Annotated in this window: 16 protein-coding genes; all 16 read right to left on the bottom strand. The window is 71.5% G+C overall.

Annotated elements, in window-relative coordinates; all coding sequences use genetic code 11:
- Window positions 1-210: 210 nt before the first annotated feature.
- Window positions 211-1,419, bottom strand: coding sequence for a ketosynthase chain-length factor (locus ACFWPS_RS52290; RefSeq protein ID WP_383721186.1), 1,209 nt, complete (start codon window positions 1,417-1,419; stop codon window positions 211-213).
- Window positions 1,416-2,690, bottom strand: a complete 1,275-nt coding sequence (locus ACFWPS_RS52285; RefSeq protein WP_383721183.1) for a beta-ketoacyl-[acyl-carrier-protein] synthase family protein — start codon at window positions 2,688-2,690, stop codon at window positions 1,416-1,418. Before ACFWPS_RS52285 ends, ACFWPS_RS52290 begins: the two co-directional genes overlap by 4 nt.
- Window positions 2,687-3,016, bottom strand: coding sequence for a TcmI family type II polyketide cyclase (locus ACFWPS_RS52280; RefSeq protein ID WP_383721181.1), 330 nt, complete (start codon window positions 3,014-3,016; stop codon window positions 2,687-2,689). Before ACFWPS_RS52280 ends, ACFWPS_RS52285 begins: the two co-directional genes overlap by 4 nt.
- A gap of 137 nt (window positions 3,017-3,153) precedes the next feature.
- Window positions 3,154-4,611, bottom strand: coding sequence for an FAD-dependent monooxygenase (locus tag ACFWPS_RS52275; protein ID WP_383721179.1), 1,458 nt, complete (start codon window positions 4,609-4,611; stop codon window positions 3,154-3,156).
- 72 nt (window positions 4,612-4,683) lie between these two features.
- Complete coding sequence (locus ACFWPS_RS52270) at window positions 4,684-5,625, bottom strand: hypothetical protein (RefSeq protein ID WP_383721176.1); 942 nt, start codon at window positions 5,623-5,625, stop codon at window positions 4,684-4,686.
- A gap of 38 nt (window positions 5,626-5,663) precedes the next feature.
- Window positions 5,664-7,436 (bottom strand): acetyl/propionyl/methylcrotonyl-CoA carboxylase subunit alpha, encoded by a 1,773-nt coding sequence (locus ACFWPS_RS52265; RefSeq protein ID WP_383721173.1) that lies wholly within the window; start codon window positions 7,434-7,436, stop codon window positions 5,664-5,666.
- A 1-nt stretch (window position 7,437) separates the two neighbouring features.
- Window positions 7,438-8,016, bottom strand: a complete 579-nt coding sequence (locus ACFWPS_RS52260) for a flavin reductase family protein (protein WP_383721170.1) — start codon at window positions 8,014-8,016, stop codon at window positions 7,438-7,440.
- A 31-nt stretch (window positions 8,017-8,047) separates the two neighbouring features.
- Entirely contained in the window at window positions 8,048-9,763 is a 1,716-nt protein-coding gene (locus tag ACFWPS_RS52255) for an NAD(P)/FAD-dependent oxidoreductase (RefSeq protein ID WP_383721167.1), read from the bottom strand.
- Between the two features lie 191 nt (window positions 9,764-9,954).
- Window positions 9,955-10,875 carry a MarR family winged helix-turn-helix transcriptional regulator gene (locus ACFWPS_RS52250; protein ID WP_383721189.1) on the bottom strand — a complete coding sequence of 307 codons (921 nt, stop codon included), beginning with the start codon at window positions 10,873-10,875 and terminating at the stop codon, window positions 9,955-9,957.
- Window positions 10,876-11,025: 150 nt separating this feature from the next.
- Window positions 11,026-12,495: an MFS transporter gene (locus ACFWPS_RS52245; protein ID WP_383721164.1), complete on the bottom strand. Its 1,470-nt coding sequence runs from the start codon at window positions 12,493-12,495 to the stop codon at window positions 11,026-11,028.
- A 60-nt stretch (window positions 12,496-12,555) separates the two neighbouring features.
- Window positions 12,556-13,215, bottom strand: coding sequence for a hemerythrin domain-containing protein (locus ACFWPS_RS52240; protein ID WP_383721160.1), 660 nt, complete (start codon window positions 13,213-13,215; stop codon window positions 12,556-12,558).
- A gap of 151 nt (window positions 13,216-13,366) precedes the next feature.
- The gene (locus ACFWPS_RS52235; protein WP_383721158.1) at window positions 13,367-14,671 is read right to left on the bottom strand and encodes a cation:proton antiporter; all 1,305 of its coding nucleotides are present in this window, start codon (window positions 14,669-14,671) and stop codon (window positions 13,367-13,369) included.
- Window positions 14,672-14,891: 220 nt separating this feature from the next.
- Window positions 14,892-15,482 carry an NADPH-dependent FMN reductase gene (locus tag ACFWPS_RS52230; RefSeq protein ID WP_383721156.1) on the bottom strand — a complete coding sequence of 197 codons (591 nt, stop codon included), beginning with the start codon at window positions 15,480-15,482 and terminating at the stop codon, window positions 14,892-14,894.
- Window positions 15,479-15,889, bottom strand: a complete 411-nt coding sequence (locus ACFWPS_RS52225) for a nitroreductase family deazaflavin-dependent oxidoreductase (protein WP_383721152.1) — start codon at window positions 15,887-15,889, stop codon at window positions 15,479-15,481. Before ACFWPS_RS52225 ends, ACFWPS_RS52230 begins: the two co-directional genes overlap by 4 nt.
- Window positions 15,890-15,999: 110 nt before the next feature.
- Window positions 16,000-17,013, bottom strand: a complete 1,014-nt coding sequence (locus ACFWPS_RS52220) for an ester cyclase (RefSeq protein WP_383721149.1) — start codon at window positions 17,011-17,013, stop codon at window positions 16,000-16,002.
- The gene (locus ACFWPS_RS52215; protein WP_383721146.1) at window positions 17,010-17,381 is read right to left on the bottom strand and encodes a dehydrogenase; all 372 of its coding nucleotides are present in this window, start codon (window positions 17,379-17,381) and stop codon (window positions 17,010-17,012) included. Before ACFWPS_RS52215 ends, ACFWPS_RS52220 begins: the two co-directional genes overlap by 4 nt.
- Window positions 17,382-17,635 lie beyond the last annotated feature (254 nt).

Genomic DNA, 17,635 nt, shown 5'->3' with positions numbered 1-17,635 from the left:
GCTTACCGGCGCCGGCAGGGTGCCTCCCCCAGCCTTCGGCCGGGGGGACCCCCAGCGCCCACCCGTGCCGCCCTGCGGCACGCCTGCCCGCAGCTATGTCTATGGAGGGAGCAGCTGAGCAGCGCCCCGTAGGGGCGCGGGGAACTGCGCGAGCAACCCCCACCGGCCCGCAGCCGCGCCACCGCACAAGCCCCTACGGTCGTAGGCGGGTTACGCCCGTACGACCATGGCAGAGTTGAACCCGGCGTACCCGCGGGCCAGCACCAGCGCCGTCCGCACCTCGGTCAGCCGCGGCTCCCCCACCACCAGGTCGAGGTCATAACCCGCGTCCGGCGAGACATGCACCGTCGCCGGCACCACCCCGTCCCGGACGGCAAGCAGCGCCGTCGCCACGTCCAGCGGCGCGGCCCCCGAGTACAGCCGCCCGGTCATCGTCTTCGGCGCGGTCACCGGCACCCCGTGCGGCCCGAACACGTCGCCGATCGCATCGGCCTCCACCCGGTCCAGCTCCGGCACGGCCGCCGCGTCGGCGAACACGACGTCGACGTCGGCCGCGTCGGCGCCCGCGTCCGCGAGGGCCAGTTCGATCGCCTTGCGCAGCCCCGGCGGCCGCCCGTTCCCCGGCACCGGGTCGAACGTCGCGCCGTACCCCGCGATCTCCCCGTACACCCGGGCACCCCGCCGTACGGCCGTCTCCTCGGCCTCCAGGATCAGGATCGCCCCGCCCTCTCCGGCCACGTGCCCGGCCGCGGCGGAGTCGAACGGCAGGTACGACCGGTCCGGCTCCTCCGACGTGGACAGCCGGTCGCTGGCGAGCTGCGCCACCCACCCCCACGGGCAGATGGACGCGTCGATCGCCCCGGAGACGATGAGCTGCGTCCCCTTCCGGATCTGCCGCCGCGCGTGGGCGAGGGCCTCGAGGCCACCGGCCTGGTCCGACACGACCACCCCGCTCGGGCCCTTCATGCCGTTGCGGATGGAGATCTGTCCGCTGTTGACGGCGTAGAACCAGGCGAACGACTGGTATGCCGAGACGAACTGGCTGCCCTGGCTCCACAGCTTCTGCAGCTCCCCCTGCCCGAACTCGAAGCCGCCGGAGGAACTGGCGGTGACCACGCCCATGTCGTAGGCGGGCAGGTCGGCCGGGCTGACGTCGGCGTCGGCCAGCGCCCAGTCCGTCGCGACGAGCGCCAGCCGGGTCATGTGGTCGGTCTGGGCGAGCAGCCGGCTCGGCAGATGCTCCCCGGCGCTGAACCCGGGCACCTCACCGGCCAGTTTCGCCGGGTACCCGGACGGGTCGAACCGCGTGATGCGGCCGATCCCGCTCTTCCCGGCGCGGGCGGCGGCCCAGTAGTCCGCCGTACCCAGGCCGTTGGGCGCGGCGACGCCGAGCCCGGTCACCACGGTCCGTGCACTCATGCGGCCGCGCTCCTGTCCGGTCGGGCGAGCACCATCGCGCTCTGGAAGCCGCCGAACCCGCTGCCCACGGTGAGCACCGCGTCGGTGCGGTGCTCGCGGGCGGTGAGCGGGACGTAGTCCAGGTCGCACTCGGGGTCGGGGGTGTGCAGGTTGGCCGTCGGGGGCACGACGTTGTGCTCCATGGCGAGGACGGACGCGGCGATCTCGATGGAGCCGATCGCTCCGAGCGAGTGCCCGACCATCGACTTGATCGAGGAGACCGGGGTCCGGTAGGCGTGGTCGCCGAGGCTCTTCTTGAACGCCGCGGTCTCGTGCCGGTCGTTCTGCTTGGTGCCGGAGCCGTGCGCGTTGATGTAGTCGATCGCCTCGGGGTTGAGCCGTGCCTCGTCGAGGGCGACCGTGATGGCCTCGGCCATCTCCGCACCGTCGGGCCGCAGCCCGGTCATGTGGAAGGCGTTGCAGCGGGAGGCGTACCCGGCGATCTCGGCGTAGATGTGCGCGCCCCGCCGCTTCGCGGCCTCCAGCTCCTCAAGGACGAAGACGGCCGATCCTTCCCCCAGCACGAACCCGTTGCGGGTGCCGTCGAAGGGGCGGGAGGCGTGCTCGGGGTCGTCGTTGCGCGGGGTGGTGGCCTTGATGGCGTCGAAGCAGGCCAGGGTGATCGGGGAGATCGGGGCGTCGGTGGCGCCGGCGATCATCGCGCAGGCCGAGCCTTCACGGATCAGCTCGACGGCATGGCCCACGGAGTCCAGGCCCGACGTGCACCCGGTGGACACGACCGTGGCCGCGCCCTCCGCCCCCACCGACCAGGCGACCTCGGCCGCGAACGAGCTGGGCACCAGGTAGTTGTAGAGGTGCGGGACGGCGTAGGTGTGGTCGACGAGGTCGAGCCGGCCGCCGTCGCTGACCACCCGGTACTCCTGGTCGAGCCCCATGGTCGCGCCGACCGCGCTGCCGATGGTGACCCCGACCCGGTGGGGGTCGGCGCCGGACAGGTCAAGGCCGCTGTCGGCGAGGGCCTCCCGCGCACTGACGACGGCCAGCTGCGCCGCCCGGTCCATCCGCCGTATCTCCTGCGGGCTCAGCCCGTGCTCCTCCGGGTCGAAGTCGACCTCGGCGGCGACCCGGGACCGGAAGGAGGACGGGTCGAAGAAGCTGATGCCACGGGTCGCGGTGCGGCCCTCGCTGAGCAGGTTCCAGAAGTTCTTGGTACCGACACCGCCGGGGGCGATGACGCCGACCCCGGTGATGACCACTCGCCTGGCGTTCACGCCCGGCCCTCCCAGTCGTAGAAGCGCGTGGCGACCGCGTCGGCGGGAGACCGCCAGGTGGCGGGGTCGTACGCCTGGATGAACGGCTTGAGGTCCTCGCTGATCCGCACGAACCGCGGGTCGGCCTTGGCCTCCTCGATCAGCTCACCGCCGTTGTCGGTGTCGAAGTGCTGGAGGTGGAAGTACAGCCCGCGGTAGGCGAAGAGCTCACGGCGCCTGGTGCCCATGAGATGCGGCATCTCGGTCTCGTCGAACTCCTTGAACAACCGCGCGACTTCCTGACTGTGAGCCGGCTCCATACGAGCGACGATCAGGGTGCTGTGCATGAAAACTCCTCAAGGAAAAGCGCCCCTTCAGGGGCGCGGGGCTGCATTTGATTTGCGGCTGCCGCCGCGTGGGCGCGACCAGCCACGACGGCGGGGCAGCCGCAAGACGACAGATCGCGGCACTCTCGGCGGCGCCCTCAGCGCGCAGGCCCGAACCACCGCTCAAGGGCCATCGGCAGATCCGCATGACTACCCGGCGCCACCCAGGCCACATAACCGTCGGGCCGCACCAGCACAGCCGTGGTACCGCCCAGCGAGCCGTCGGCCGCCACCGCCGTCACCACGTCCACCCGGTCCCGCCAGGCCCAGGCCCGCTCCCGCAGCCTCGCGTTGTCGGCGAGGTCCAGCAGCACACCCCGCCCGCCGCGCAGCGCCTCCGTGCTGGAGGCCACCCTCCGGTGCCCGGTGAGCGGCACGTTCGGCAGCCGTCGGCCGAGCAGCGCGCCGGCGCCCCCGTCGAGGTCGTAGTGGATCTCAAGGCCGGAGACCATCGCCGCCAGGTGCCTGCTGACCTCGGGATACCGGATCAGTTCGTTGAGTACGTCGCGCAGCGGCTGCACCTCGGGCCCGGACAGGAACAGCAGCCCCTGCGCCCGGGTGTTCATCATCAGCCGCTGCCCGACCGGGTGCCGTTCGTCGTGGTACGTGTCGAGCAGCGCCTCCGGCGCCCGCCCCCGCACCACCGCGCCCAGCTTCCAGCCGAGGTTCACGGCGTCCTGGATGCTGGTGTTCATGCCCTGCCCGCCGGCCGGCAGATGGATGTGCGCGGCGTCGCCGGCGAGCAGGATCCGGCCGCGTCGGTACTCGGTGACCAGGCGTGTGCCGTCGCCGAAGGAGGACACCCACACCGCCTCGGCGTGCGAGATGTCGTCGCCGGTCAGCCGTTGCCAGGCCGCCGCGGCCTCCGCCCAGGTCGGCGGCTTCTCGCGGCGCTGCGGCGGGGTGCCGCGCTCGCAGATGATCAGCCGGGTGATCCCGCCGGGCAGCGGCCCGACCATGACCATGCCGCCGGGCAGGGTCTCGCCGATCATCCGGGGCTCCAGCTCGATGCCCTTCACGTCGGCGAGGTACATCTCCAGCGTGGACGGCGTCCCCGGGAAGTCGAAACCGGCGGCCTTGCGGATGGTGGACCGGCCGCCGTCGCACCCCACGAGGTACTCGGCGCGCAGCTGGTGCACGCCCCCGGGGCCGCGCACCTCGACCTCGACGCAGTCCTCCTTCTCCTTGACCGACAGCACCTCGTGCCGGCGCCGGATGTCCGCGCCGAGCCGGCCGGCCCACTCCTCCAGGACGGTCTCGGTGACCGACTGCGGGATCGTTTTGGCAGCCTGGTGGGCGCCGTCGAGGACACCGAAGTCGACCGGCAGGCCGCCGAAGTGGCCCACGTTGCTGACCTCGATGTCCCCGAAGCGGGGCAGCAGTCCGCGCTGGTCGAAGACCTCCATGGTGCGGGCGGTGAAGCCGAGGCCGCGCGACTCTCCGGTGCGCGCGGGCAGCTTCTCCAGGACGATGACCTCGGCGCCCGCGAGCCGTAGCTCGCCCGCGAGCATCATGCCGGCCGGCCCGGCGCCCACGACGATGACTTGTGCGTCCATGACACTCCTCGGGAACGGTTCCGTACGGTCTGGTCTGGTCTGGTCTGGGAGACCGTCGGCGAAGACGAACTGTCAGCGGTACAGGCGCCCGATCGCCCGGTTGGCCACGTGCGCGGCCGCCGCGTGCCGGGGGTCGGGGGCCAGCGCCTCGTGCCGTACGGCCACTTCGGCGAGCTTGATGGCGTGCTCGTCGCCGATCTGGACGGCCTCGGCGAACAGGGCGGCCGGGTCGGGGGCGGCCGGCAGCGGGACCGCGGGCCTGGGCACGGCGTGGAACCAGTCGAGCATCGTGCGGCTGACGGCCCGCGCGACCCGGTACGACGGCCACCGCTGCTCCTCCGGCAGGTGCTCCACCACCAGCCGTACGGCGGCGGGCCCGGTGACCGAGTGGATCAGCGGGATCGGATGCGGGAGGGAGAGCGTGGCGTAGATCCCGGAGAACTCGGCGACGAGCTCGTCCAGCGCCCGTACGACGTCACCACCACCGTCCCCGTCCTCCTCCTGGACGGCGACCCCGCCCTCCGAGTACCGGGCCGCCCAGTACCCCAACCCGTGTGCCAGTTCGGCCAGTTGCAGGCGGTTGTCGGGCCCGCCCGTCACCACGGCACGGACCGCGTGCGCGGTGCGGATCACCCCGTGCGTGAGCACCCCGGACATGCCGGGCAGCAGCCGGGGCCACCAGCGGGCCAGGACGTCGGCCCACTCGCCCTCGGCCAGCTCGCGCTCGAACAGGGTGGTCCAGTCGGCGACCCGGCCGAACTCGCCGAGCGCCTGCCGCCAGTCGGCCTCGTCGGCCGGGTCGAGGGCGAACCGCCGCTCGGGCACGTCGTGGAAGGTGTGGCTGCGCAGATGGCCCTCCACCCAGCCGGGTACCTCGGCGGCGTATCCCATGTGGGCCAGGGCCTCGGCGGCCATCGGGGCGTGGTTGACGAAGCTGCGCCCGTGCTCGTACCCCACGGAACGCAGCCGCTCCAGCGCGCCGTTCATGGCGTCGGTGTAGGTGAGTGCTGCCAAAGCGATCAGTCCTCGGTCAGTTCTCGGTCGGTCTGCGATCAGTCCTTGATCTCGCAGATCGCGGCACCGGCGGCGAGGGCCTGCCCCACCTCGGCGGCGATCCCGGTCACGGTGCCGGAGCGGTGCGCGGTGAGCGGCTGCTCCATCTTCATGGCTTCGAGTACGACGACCAGGTCGCCCTTCTCGACCGTCTGCCCCTCGGCGACGGCGACCTTGACGACGGTGCCCTGCATGGGAGAGGCGAGGGTGTCGCCCGAGGCGGCCGGAGCCGCGCCGCCCGCGGTACGGCGGCGGGTCCGGGGGGCGCCGGCGCCGACAGGACCCGGCATCCGGTCCGGGACCCGCCCCAGCACGGCCGGCAGCGAGACCTCCAGCCGGTGTCCGCCGACCTCGACGACGACCGTCTCGCGATCGGCCGCCGCCGTCTCGGAACCGTCGGCCGGAGCCGCCGTGAAGGCCTCGATGTCGTTGACGAACTCGGTCTCGATCCACCGGGTGTGGACGGTGAACGGCCCCTCGGCCGGAGCGAACGCCGGATCCCGTACGACCGCCCGGTGGAACGGGATCGCCGTGGCCATCCCCTCGACGCGGAACTCGTCGAGCGCCCGCGCGGCCCGCTCCAGCGCCTCCGCGCGGGTGCGGCCGGTGACGATCAGCTTGGCGAGGAGCGAGTCCCAGGCCGGGCCGATCACGCTGCCCGACTCCACGCCGGCGTCCAGCCGCACCCCCGGTCCCGACGGCGGCTCGAAGACCGTCACCGTGCCCGGAGCCGGCAGGAAGCCCCGGCCCGGATCCTCGCCGTTGATCCGGAACTCGAACGAGTGGCCCCGCACCTCGGGGTCGCCGTAGCCGAGTTCCGCGCCGTCGGCGATCCGGAACATCTCGCGGACCAGGTCGATGCCGGCGACCTCCTCGGTCACCGGATGCTCCACCTGGAGGCGGGTGTTGACCTCCAGGAAGGAGACGGTGCCGTCCTGCCCGACGAGGAACTCGCAGGTGCCCGCGCCGACATAGCCGGCCTCGCGCAGGATCGCCTTCGACGCCCGGTACAGCTCGGCGGTCTGCTCCGGCGTCAGGAACGGTGCCGGAGCCTCCTCCACCAGCTTCTGGTGCCGGCGCTGCAACGAGCAGTCACGGGTCGATACGACCACCACGTTGCCGTACCGGTCCGCGAGGCACTGCGTCTCGACGTGCCGCGGCCGGTCCAGGTAGCGCTCGACGAAGCACTCGCCGCGTCCGAAGGCGGCCACCGCCTCCCGCACCGCCGACTCATAGAGCTCCGGCACCTCCTCCAGGGTCCGGGCGACCTTCAGCCCGCGCCCGCCGCCGCCGAAGGCCGCCTTGATGGCGATCGGCAGACCGTGCTGCTCGGCGAACGCCACGACCTCGTCCGCACCGCCCACCGGGTCCGGGGTGCCGGCCACCAGGGGCGCGCCCGCCCGCTGGGCGATGTGCCGGGCCGCCACCTTGTCGCCCAGGTCGCGGATGGCGGACGGCGGCGGGCCGATCCAGGTCAGGCCCGCGTCCAGGACCGCCTGGGCGAACTCGGCGTTCTCGGAGAGGAACCCGTAGCCGGGGTGGACGGCGTCCGCCCCGGTCTCCCGGGCGGCCCGCAGGACCTTCCCGATGTCCAGGTAACTGGTGGCCGGGGTGTCACCGCCCAGGGCGAAGGCCGCGTCGGCGACCCGGACGTGCAGGGCGTCCCGGTCCGGGTCCGCGTAGACGGCGACGCTCGCGATCCCGGCGTCCCGGCAGGCTCTGGCCACACGTACGGCTATCTCGCCACGGTTGGCGATGAGCACCCTGCGCATGTCAGGACGCCTGCCGGGTGTGCTGGAAGCGGTCCGCACCGGTCTCCAGCGGGCCCAGGGAGCCGTCGAAGAAGATCAGCGGCTCCAGGCCGTGTTCGGGGACGCCCAGCTCCACCACCTCGCCGATGACGATGTCGTGGTCGCCGGCGCTGTGCACGTCGACGGTGGTGCAGGTCAGATGGGCGAGGGCCTCGCTGAGCACGGGCAGTCCGTCGTCGGTGAAGTGGTGCGGGACGCCCTCGAAGGCCGTGGCGCCGGCGGTGGCCCGGCGCCCGGCGAAGTGCCGGGCCAGCGGCTGCTGCCGGCCGGACAGGAAGTTCACGGTGAACCCGCCGCTCTGCTCCAGGAGCGTGTGCAGCCGGGACTGCTGGTGCAGACAGAACAGCACCAGCGGGGGTTCCAGCGAGACCGAGGTGAACGAGTTGACGGTGGTGCCGTCCGCGTCGCCGTCGGGGCCGGTGGTGATGACCGTGACGCCGGTCGTGAACAGGCCGCACACGCGGCGCAGATCCAGCGGTTCGACGGGCCGCGTCTGAGGTGTCTCCTGGGCACGGGTCAGCGACCGCGCTGCTGCGGACATGCGCATCCCTTTCTGGCTTGTCTGGCAGTGGTCAGAGGAGCTTGCGGACCTTCGCGCCGGCCTTGAGGATGCCGAGCAGGAACTCGCGGCCGACGCTGTTCATCTCCGCGGGGGCCTCGACGGAGGCCCAGTACAGGAAGCGGGCCATGGTCAGCGTGGACGGGTAGATGAACCGCCGCTCCTCGTCCTTCCAGCCGAAGACCGGGTTGACGACCGGGGACTCCTTGAGCAGCCCGAAGACGATGTCGGCGGCCTCGTCGCCGGTGAGCGCGCCGGCCTCGTACTTCTCGCAGGTCTCGGCGGTGGTCTCCAGGATCCGCTTGAAGGAGTCGCTCTGCGGCCACCACAGCCCCGGGTGCGCCACGTTCTCCAGCTCGTCGAAGTGGCGTGTGTCGTGGTCCTTGAAGTGCTTGAGGCGGGCCCGGGTCAGCCGCATGGTGCCGGGGGTGATGAACGAGCCCCAGACCCGGAAGACCGCGTTCCAGAGCCGGAAGTGGGAGAACGCGATGAAGGAGCTGTTGACCAGGTCGTCGTTGTACTGGAGCAGGCCCTGCTCGACGCGCTCGACGTACTCGAAGCGCTCCGCGGAGAAGTCGCCGTCCTTGAGGGCGGGGATCAGCCGGGAGGTGAGCGCGTCGACGACCTCCATGGTGTTGGACAGGCCGCGGGAGAACAGCGGGTCGAGGAAGCCTGCCGCGTGCGACATCAGGCACCAGCGGTCGCCGATCGTCTGCTTCGAGCTGTACTGCAGCCGGTCGGTCGAGATCCACTCACGGACCCGGGTGGCGCCGTCGAACTGCCGCTTCACCGCCGGGTACTTGTCGAGGAAGGTCTGGAACTCCTGCTCCGGGGTGAGGTCCTTCGGCTTGGGGTAGGTGCGCTCGTCCATCGTCAGGCCGACGCTGCACAGCGGGTTGCGGGACTTCGGGTGGTTGTCGAAGGGGATGATCCAGAACCAGCCGCGCTCGATGAGGTGGTGCATGGTGCCGGTGTGCCAGTCGGCCGGCGGGCGCAGGTCCTGGGGGTGGCCGCTGACGTCGTCGAACCGCTTGATGCCGACGTAGTGCGTGAACATCGAGCGGGAGTGGTGCTTGAAGCGGGCGGTGGGCTTGTCGCGCAGGTCGAACTTGTCGGCGAGCGGGGACCGGAACCCGGAGGCGTCCACCAGGTACTCGGCCCGGTACAGCTCGGGCTCGGCGCCGGGGGCGGCGCTGCGGCCGAGGACGGTCACACCGTCGTCGTCGAACTCGACTTCGTTCGCACGCCAGTTCTGCCGGGGGGTGCAGCCGTACTTGACGGCGACGTGGAACATGAAGGAGTCGCTGTCCTGCCGGAACATGTGGCTGTTCTGGTGGAATATCTTCGGCAGTGCGAGCTGCGTCGCCTCGCGCGGGTCGGGCTCTTTTCCGACCTCGTGCTTCATGAAGCCGAAGTGCGCCTTCGTGCCGAAGGTCGGGCCGATGTCACGGGTGGAGGCCTCGACGCTGGCCAGGCTTTTCAGCTCGGGGATGTCGTGGCGTTCGGCGAGGATGTGGATCCATTCCACGAGCTGCGGGGTCATGGACTCGCCGATGGCGAAGCGGGGGTGCGCGGCCGCGTCGACCAGCAGCACCCTGGCTCCGTGCTTGGCGAGGACGGCGCCGGTGACGGAGCCTGCGAGGCCCGAGCCGAGGATGATGACGTCGAAGGTCATGTCCTCGGGTATGCGCGCCGGTTCGGGCGAGCCGTCGGTCTTCTTGGCGACCATGACTGTCTCCTTCGTCGAGGGGCGGTGCGCAACGGGAAAACCACGTGCCGCGGGATGTCCGCAGGAAATGTCCGCATGAAAAAAGGCCCCCCGTGGCCCTTCCGGAAAGGAACCGGAGGGGCGCTGCGAAGAGCCTGGAAAAGGGCGCGGTGAATGCGCCGAATTAAGCGTGACAGCCTTTGGCCAAAGGGTCAACCCCTGGCGGAGACGGATGACTTGGTGTTCTCCGCGAATGCCGGGCCGGAATGCGTCGGGGCGAGGAGCTTCAGCAGCAGTCCGCGCAGTTCGTCCTCGCCGCCGGGGCCGAGCATGGCGGAGACGTCCGCGGCGAGCCCCGCGACGGCCCCGGCCACCACACCGAGCTGTTCACGGCCGAGGTCGGTCACTTCGAGGGCGTACCGGCGCCGGTCGTGCGGGTCGCGGCCCCGGCGCACCAGGCCCAGTCTGACGAGTTCGTCGACGAGCTGGGAGGCGGCGGGCCCGGTGATGGCGAGCAGTCCGGCGAGCCGCTGCTGGGAGATGGGCCCGAGGACGTCGAGGGCGGACAGCGGGCCGTAGTGACGCACCCTCAGACCGGTGCCGGCCAGCTTGTCGTCGCCGTGCCTGCGCAGCCGGTGGTGGGCCTGCGCGGCCAGGTACTCGGTGCCCTGCACGAGGGGCTGCGCCGACTCGGGCAGCAGCCGGCCGAGCAGTTCGTCGAGCCGGGCGGTCTCCTCGTCCGTCAGTACGGCGGTGAGCCGGGCGTCCCGCTCGGCGACCGCCCGCCGGCTGGCCTCCACGGCCTCGCGTCCCCGGTCGGTCAGGGAGAGCACGTACTGGCGCCGGTTGTCGGGGTTGCGGGTGCGCCGGACCTCGTCGCGGGCCTCCAGCCGGTCGATGACGCCGACCATGATGGTGCGGTTGATGCCGAGCCGTTCCGCGAGGTCGAGCTGGGACTCCCAGTCCCGGCCGGTGAGCGCGTCGAGGACCAGGAAGTCACGGGGGTCGCTGTCGCCGCCGTCGTCGGTGGCGGAGAACTGCGCGTAGACGCGGCGCAGGAGGTAGCCGATGAAGTCCGTGAGCGCGTCGGGGAGGACACCGGGGACCTCCGCGGTCTGCTCGGTCCCGGTCACCGGGCCGCGATCGTCGTCGCTCTCGTACCGCAAGACAGCACCTCCTGCCCGAGTATATCGACGGCCTCCCGACCAGTACCGGCACCGGCACCGGCACCGGGGAACCGGCGACCCCGCCCGGAGTGGTCAGGGCGGGGCCGCCGGGGCCGGTCACAGGGCGACGGGCGGGTGCTCGGCGTCCTGCTGCTGGGGGCGGGTGCCCGGGAGGGTGGCCAGGGCCACGACCAGGGCCAGCAGGTAGAGGCCGCCGCCGAGCAGGAACCCGTACGAGTAGCCGGTGGTCAGGGCGTGCGGGACGCTGCCCGGCAGCTCGTGGTTCGTGATGGCGGTGGCCGCCGCGGCGAGGCCTGCGAGGCCGATGGCGCCGCCGATCTGCTGGGCGGTGTTGACCAGGCCGGAGGCCGCGCCGGTGGCCTGCGGGGCGACCCCGCGGACGCTGACGATGGTGACGGCCACGAAGACCATGCCGAGGCCGAGGCCGACGACCAGCTGGGCCGGCAGCAGCGCGGCCCACGGGGTCTGGCCGGGCTCGATGAAGCTGAACCAGACCATGCCGGCGGTACCGATCAGCAGACCGAGGGCGATCACGTTGCGCTCGGGCAGCTTGGCGAGCAGCTGCGGGCCGAGGCCACCGGCCGCGATGCCCATGCCGAGCGCGAAGGGCAGGTAGGCGACGCCGGTGACCATCGGGGCGTAGCCCTTGACGACCTGCATGTAGAGGGTCAGGAAGTAGAAGGTGGCGAGCATGCCCGCGCCGACCAGGAACATGATCAGGTTGGCGCCGACGCGGCCCCTGTCGGCGAGCACCCCGCTCGGGATCATCGGCGCCTTGCCGGCGCGCTGGATGAGGACGAAGGCGAGGATCAGGACGAGTGCGGCGCCCAGGCCGATCAGGGTGACGCCGTCGCCGAAGCCCTTGTCGCCGGCGCGGTTGATGGCGTAGACGAGCGAGCCGAAGCCCAGGGTGGCGGTGAGCGCGCCGGGCACGTCGACCTTGCCGCGCTCGCGCTCGCCCTCGACGAGGACGCCCGTGCCGAACAGGACGGCCAGGGCGATCGGGATGTTCACGAACATCACCCAGCGCCAGCTCAGGTACTCGGTGAGCGCGCCGCCGAGCAGCAGGCCGACGACGGAGCCGAGGCCGCCCATCGCGCCGTAGACACCGAGCGCCTTGTTGCGGGCGGGGCCCGCCGGGAAGGTGGTGGCCAGCAGGGACAGGGCGGTGGGGGCGGCGATGGCGGCGCCCGCGCCCTGGATCACCCGGGCGGCGATGAGCAGTTCGCCGCTCTGGGCGAGGCCGCCGAGCAGCGAGGCGGCGGTGAACAGGACCAGTCCGGTGCGGAAGACCCGGCGGCGGCCGAAGAGGTCACCGGCGCGGCCGCCGGCCAGCAGCAGACCGCCGAAGGCCAGGGCGTAGGCGGTGACGATCCAGCCGAGGCCGGACTCGCTGAGCCCGAGGGCGCTCTGCATGCTCGGCAGGGCGACGGCGACGATCGTGTTGTCGAGGACGAGCATGAGCTGGGCCGCGGCGATCACGAGTAACGCGAGTCCGAGCCTGCCGTCCTGCTGCGGCGGGGCCGCGGCCTTGGGGACGGCCTGAGTGCGGTCTTGCAGCGACATGGGATGTCTCCGTGTCTGTCTCAGGGTTGGGGGGTGTCGAGCGGAACCCTCGGGATCCGGTCAGCGGGTGGTGGAGGCGGTCTTGGGGGTCCAGATGTCGAGGTCCTCGTAGGCCTTGCGCCAGTCGTTCTCGTAGGCGTTGCGCAGCGGCTCGGGCATCTTGCCGACGATGTTCGCGACCTTCGCGGCGTCGATGTCGTCGAGCAGCCAGGGCAGGTAGCGGGCGGAGTCGTCGCCGATCCGGACGCGCTGCTCGGCGGAGAAGTCCTGCCACTGCTCCTGCGAGAGCGTGATGTCCATCAACTGCAGGGCGTCCCGCTCCTCGTGGTCGAGGTGGCCGCCGAGCTTGGTGTAGAGGGTGTCGGTCAGGCCGGTCAGGCGCTCCGGGCCGGAGTCGCGGTCGGCGAGGGCGGCGTCGATGTCGGCGAGCAGCGGGTCGATGACGCCGTGCTCGGCCTCCATGTCGGCGAGCAGGGCCAGTTCGGAGCTCTGGCCGGCCAGGGCCGCCTCCATGACCGGCCAGATCTTCACGTCCTCGGAGGTGTGGTGGACGGTCAGGAACTTCTTGAAGAGCTCCCAGCCGACCGCGGCGCTCAGTACGTGCCGGGGGTCCTCGTCGACCCGCGCGGTGATCCGGGCGATCCGCTCCAGCTCGCGGCGGAGCGCGTCGTGGATCGCGAACATCATCGTCATGTCGAGGTTCTTGAAGTCCTGGCTCATCGTTCTCTCCCTCACTGCTTCGGCGTCGTACTGCGAGAGTATCGTCAACCTACTTATCTATCAAGCTTCCAACTAGCAATCTGCCAACCATCAGGGCCTGAACTATTCGCCGGTCGGAGGGTGACGCCACCACCGCGCCCGAAGGCGCAGGTCAGCGGGTTCTCGCGATCTCCAGGGCGGGCTCGCCTTGGCCGATTCCGGCCGGTTCCCGCCCGAGGTCCTCGTCGACCCCCTTGCGGATCCGGGTCAGCGCCGGGCTGGTCATGGCCGTGGTGAGCAGCGCCATCAGCACCAGGACCGTGAACAGCTCGGGCCCGATGACGCCGAGTCCGAGCCCGATGTTGAGCACGATCAGCTCGGTCAGGCCACGGCAGTTCATCAGCGCGCCCAGCGACATGGAGTCCCGCCAGTCCCGGCCGGAGAGCCGGGCCGCGAGCGTGCCGCCGCCCCACTTGCCGGCCACGGCGACCGCGAGCACGGCCCCCGCCCACAGCCACTGGGTACCGCTGCCGCCCAGCAGCCCGATGTCCGTCTTCAGCCCGGTGCTGACGAAGAACAGCGGCAGCAGCACCGGCACGGCGAAGGCCCGCGTCCGGGCCGCGGTGGCCTCGATCCGCCGGCTGCCGCGCGGGGTGACCACGCCGAACAGGAACGCGCCGAACAGCGCGTGCACACCGATCCGGTCGGTGGCGTACGCGGCCAGGCTGAGCCCGCTGAACAGCACGACCAGCACGACCCCGTCGGCGTACCGGCGTTCCGCGCGGGCGGCCCACCTGGCCAGCAGCGGCCGTACGACGAGGAACATCACTGCGGTGAAGACGAGCGCGTACCCGGCCGTGGTCAGGGCCTCCATGGGCGAGTTGCTCTTCGTCACCGCCACGACCGCGGCCAGCAGGCACCAGGCGCTGACGTCGTCCACGGCCGCGCTGGCCATGGCGAGCGCGCCCACCCGGGTCCGGTACAGGCCCCGGTCGGTCAGGATGCGGGCCAGCACGGGGAACGCGGTGATGCTCATCGACACCGCGATGAACAGCACGAACGGCAGCTTCCCGGTGCCGGGCGGCGCGAAGTCGCCGTACATGCCGAGGGCCAGCAGCGTGCCCAGCGCCAGCGGCAGGGCGATTCCCGCCTGGGACACCGCGACGGCCGTTCTGCTGTTGCCGCGCAGGGACTTGAGGTCGAGTTCGAGTCCGACGAGGAACATGAACACGAGCAGGCCGATGTTCCCGAGCACGCCGATGTAAGGCAGCGCCGACTGCGGGAACAGCCACGCCTGGGCGCCGGGCCACAGCCAGCCCAGCAGGGACGGGCCGAACAGGATGCCGACGAGGATCTCGCCGACGACAGGGGGTTGCCCAAGCCGTTTGAGCAACTGGGCACCGGCCCGGCAGGCGAGGATCACCACGGGCACGGCGACGAGAAGAGGAGTGAGCGGATCGGGCGCGGCGACAGCCATCGCGTTCTCCTGTCGAAAGAGGGGGCCTTCTTCTTTTTGTCTTTGGGGGCGCGGGGAACTGCGCGATCAGCCACATCGGACCTGTGGTCGGTCCACCACGGATCGCGGCACTTCCTGCGCATCGCCGTGCCGGGCACGGTTGTCGGGCGGCTGCCGCGCCGCCGTGGCTGGTCGCGCAGTTCCCCGCGCCCCTTGCGGGGCGCTGTACCGGGCGGCGTCTTCAAGTCCCGTAGGGACGGAGGGCCTTGGCCTCGCGCAGGGCCGTCGCCCACCACGAGAGCTGGTCCAGCATGAGCTTGGCCGCGGCTTCGGCCCCCTCCGGCTCCGCCGGAAACGTGCCGTCGGCGTCGTAGTGCTCCAGCACCCGCGGGAACGTCACGACGTCCTTCATCCCCACGCAGTGGAACTCGGCGAAGATCTGCCGCAGATGCTCGATCGCGCGCACCCCGCCGGCCATGCCGAGGCCGTAGCCGACGAACCCGACCGGCTTGGCCTCCCACTCGGTCTGGAAGCTGTCGATGAGGGTCTTCAGCGGGCCCGGAACGCTGCGGTTGTACTCCGGTACGACGACCACGTACGCCTCCGCCCCGCCCAGCCGGGGCCGCAGCGCCGCCGCCCGTGGGTCGGCCTCGTCGAGGCTCGCCGGCAGCAGGTGCTCGGCCACGTCGACGACGTCGAGGACGAGGTCGTCGCGGCGGGCGGCCACCCGCGCGAACCAGCTCGCGACGTCCGGCGCGAGCCGCCCGTCGCGGGCGGAGCCGACCAGCAGCGCCACCCGCACCGGCCGGGTGACCAGGCCGGCGGCGGTCACGGCCGGGCCGCCCGCACCCGCGCGGGCGCCTGGACCGGCGTCAGCGCGAGGAACTCGGTGGCCTCGACCCGGGAGAGGATCCGCCGGGTCAGGGCGGGCATCTTCGTCGTACCGTCGTCGGTGAAGACCACCGGCCCGGTGACCCGGATCCGGCGGCCGCGCGTGGTGATCTCGCAACCGCCCGCCGCCAGCACGTTCTTGACCCAGTCGGAGCCGGGTCCGTACGGCAGCGTGATGACGATGTCCGCGCCGCGCCGGAACAGCTTGACGGGCGTGGCGAACTCCCGCCCCGACTTACGGCCGCGGTGGTGGACCTTTCCGAAACCGGGCAGCCGGCTGAACAGCGGCCCGACGAGATGGTTGGCGAACCGCCGGTTGAACCGGGCGACTTTCCTGTCGATCGGCATGTCTCAAGTCCCTTGCTCCGTCGGGTCCTCGGGTTCTGTTGGGGTACGGCGACGCAGGGCGTCCGGCCCCCGCCGCCGTCAGCGGGGGCCGGACGCGGCCGGGCGGCGGGTCAGGCCGCGGGCTTGCCCGCGCCGGGACCGCCGACCGGACCGCCGGCCGGGGTCAGCGGGCCGGCCGGCCTGCCGCCGGACTTGAGGAAGCGCTCCAGGGAGAAGTTGTCGACGATGCCCCAGCGCTCGGCGATCCGGTCGCCCTCGAAGCGGAACCAGATGATCGCCTGGTGCTGCACCTGGAGCCCGGTCGGCTGGATGCCGATGAACGGGCCGGTGTGCCGTCCGTGCATGACCCAGCGGATCGCGGCCTTGTCGCCCATCGATATGAAGTCGAGGATCTCGTACTTGATGTCGCTGAACGCGGACTGCTGGATCCTGATGGTGTGCTTGAACGCCTCCGGACCGCGCATGGAGTCGTCGTGGCTGCCGTGGTTGCGGAAGTCGGCGGTCAGGTAGCGGTCGGCGGCCGACAGGTCGCCCAGGTCCAGGCCCTCGTGGAAGACCTTCTCGATCAGTTCCTTCTGCTGGTCGGCGGTGAGCGTGGTCGGCATGGGTACGTTCTCCTCTGCTGAAGTGGGCGTGTTCCCCCGGATGTCGAGGGTCTGTCGGTCGACCTGGGTCACTCCCCTGGGCACGGCGCCGGTGGTCCACACGATCCGCAGCCGCAGCCGGTCGAAGCGCCAGCCGTCGGGGGTGCGCCGGGCCGTGCCGGTGAACCGGCCGCCGAGCTGGAAGTACTGGGTGGGGTCCGGCGGCAGCGGCGAGCCGTGGTGCACATGGGAGGCGATCAGGCTCCAGCTCAGCCCGGCCCGGTCGCCGTCGACGTCGACCTGGGTCTCCGAGCCGTGGTGGTGGGTGCGGCCCCAGCGCGCCATGATCTCGGTGGTGAAGCCGGCCACCCCGGCGAGGCCCTGGTGGCTGCCCACCGGGAACGTCATCTCGACGTCCTCGGTGAACAGGGACCTCGCCCAGGTCGCGTCGAAACCGCCCTCGTCGAGGCCGGCCAGATAGCGCCCGGCGAGGTCCCGCAGGCTCAGCACGTCGGTGAGCCGGGCGACTTCGGCCGTCATGACACCCGGCGTGCTTCGGTCCGGGCGTCCGTCGCGTAGATCACGACGTCGTCGGGGCCGTGCACGACGGCCTTGCCCTCGCCGGTGAGCTCGTCGCCGTCGCGCCGCGCGGTGATGTCGATCTGTATGTACGCGGCCCGGTGGCCGTTGGGGCTGATCTGGGTGACGTCGAGGTTGAAGTCCTCGCGCAGCGAGAACTCCAGGGAGTCGTCGCCGGTGACGGTCCAGGATCCGGTGCCGGTGCTCTTGCGCGTGGTGACCGAGAGCGAGCCGTCCGGGGCGAAGGCGACGGTGTACTCGTCCACCTCGCCGTCGTGCGTGACCGTACCCGTCCATTGTCCGACGGGTGTCCAGGTGGAAACAGGCATCGACCACACTTCCTCAAGTCGGGGCGGAAGGAAAACAAAAAATCCGCGCCCCCGGTGGGGACACGGATTTCACGAAGGATGCCACGGGCTCGAATGCAGAAGCCCGGGAGAAGCGCCACCGCCGTCAGGGCATGGGGGCGCCGAAAAGAGTGTGACACCTCTGTTCGGATGCGTCAACTTCCCTTTAGGTAAAGCGAGTTGATTGTCAATCAACCGAAGCAGCCCCCGCGGCAGGGGGGTGGGGCGCGGGCGGG

Source organism: Streptomyces sp. NPDC058457 (genome assembly GCF_042720695.1).
Lineage (GTDB): Bacteria > Actinomycetota > Actinomycetes > Streptomycetales > Streptomycetaceae > Streptomyces.
Note: the sequence above shows the minus strand (reverse complement) of the source record. Positions and strands in the feature narration are given on the sequence as shown.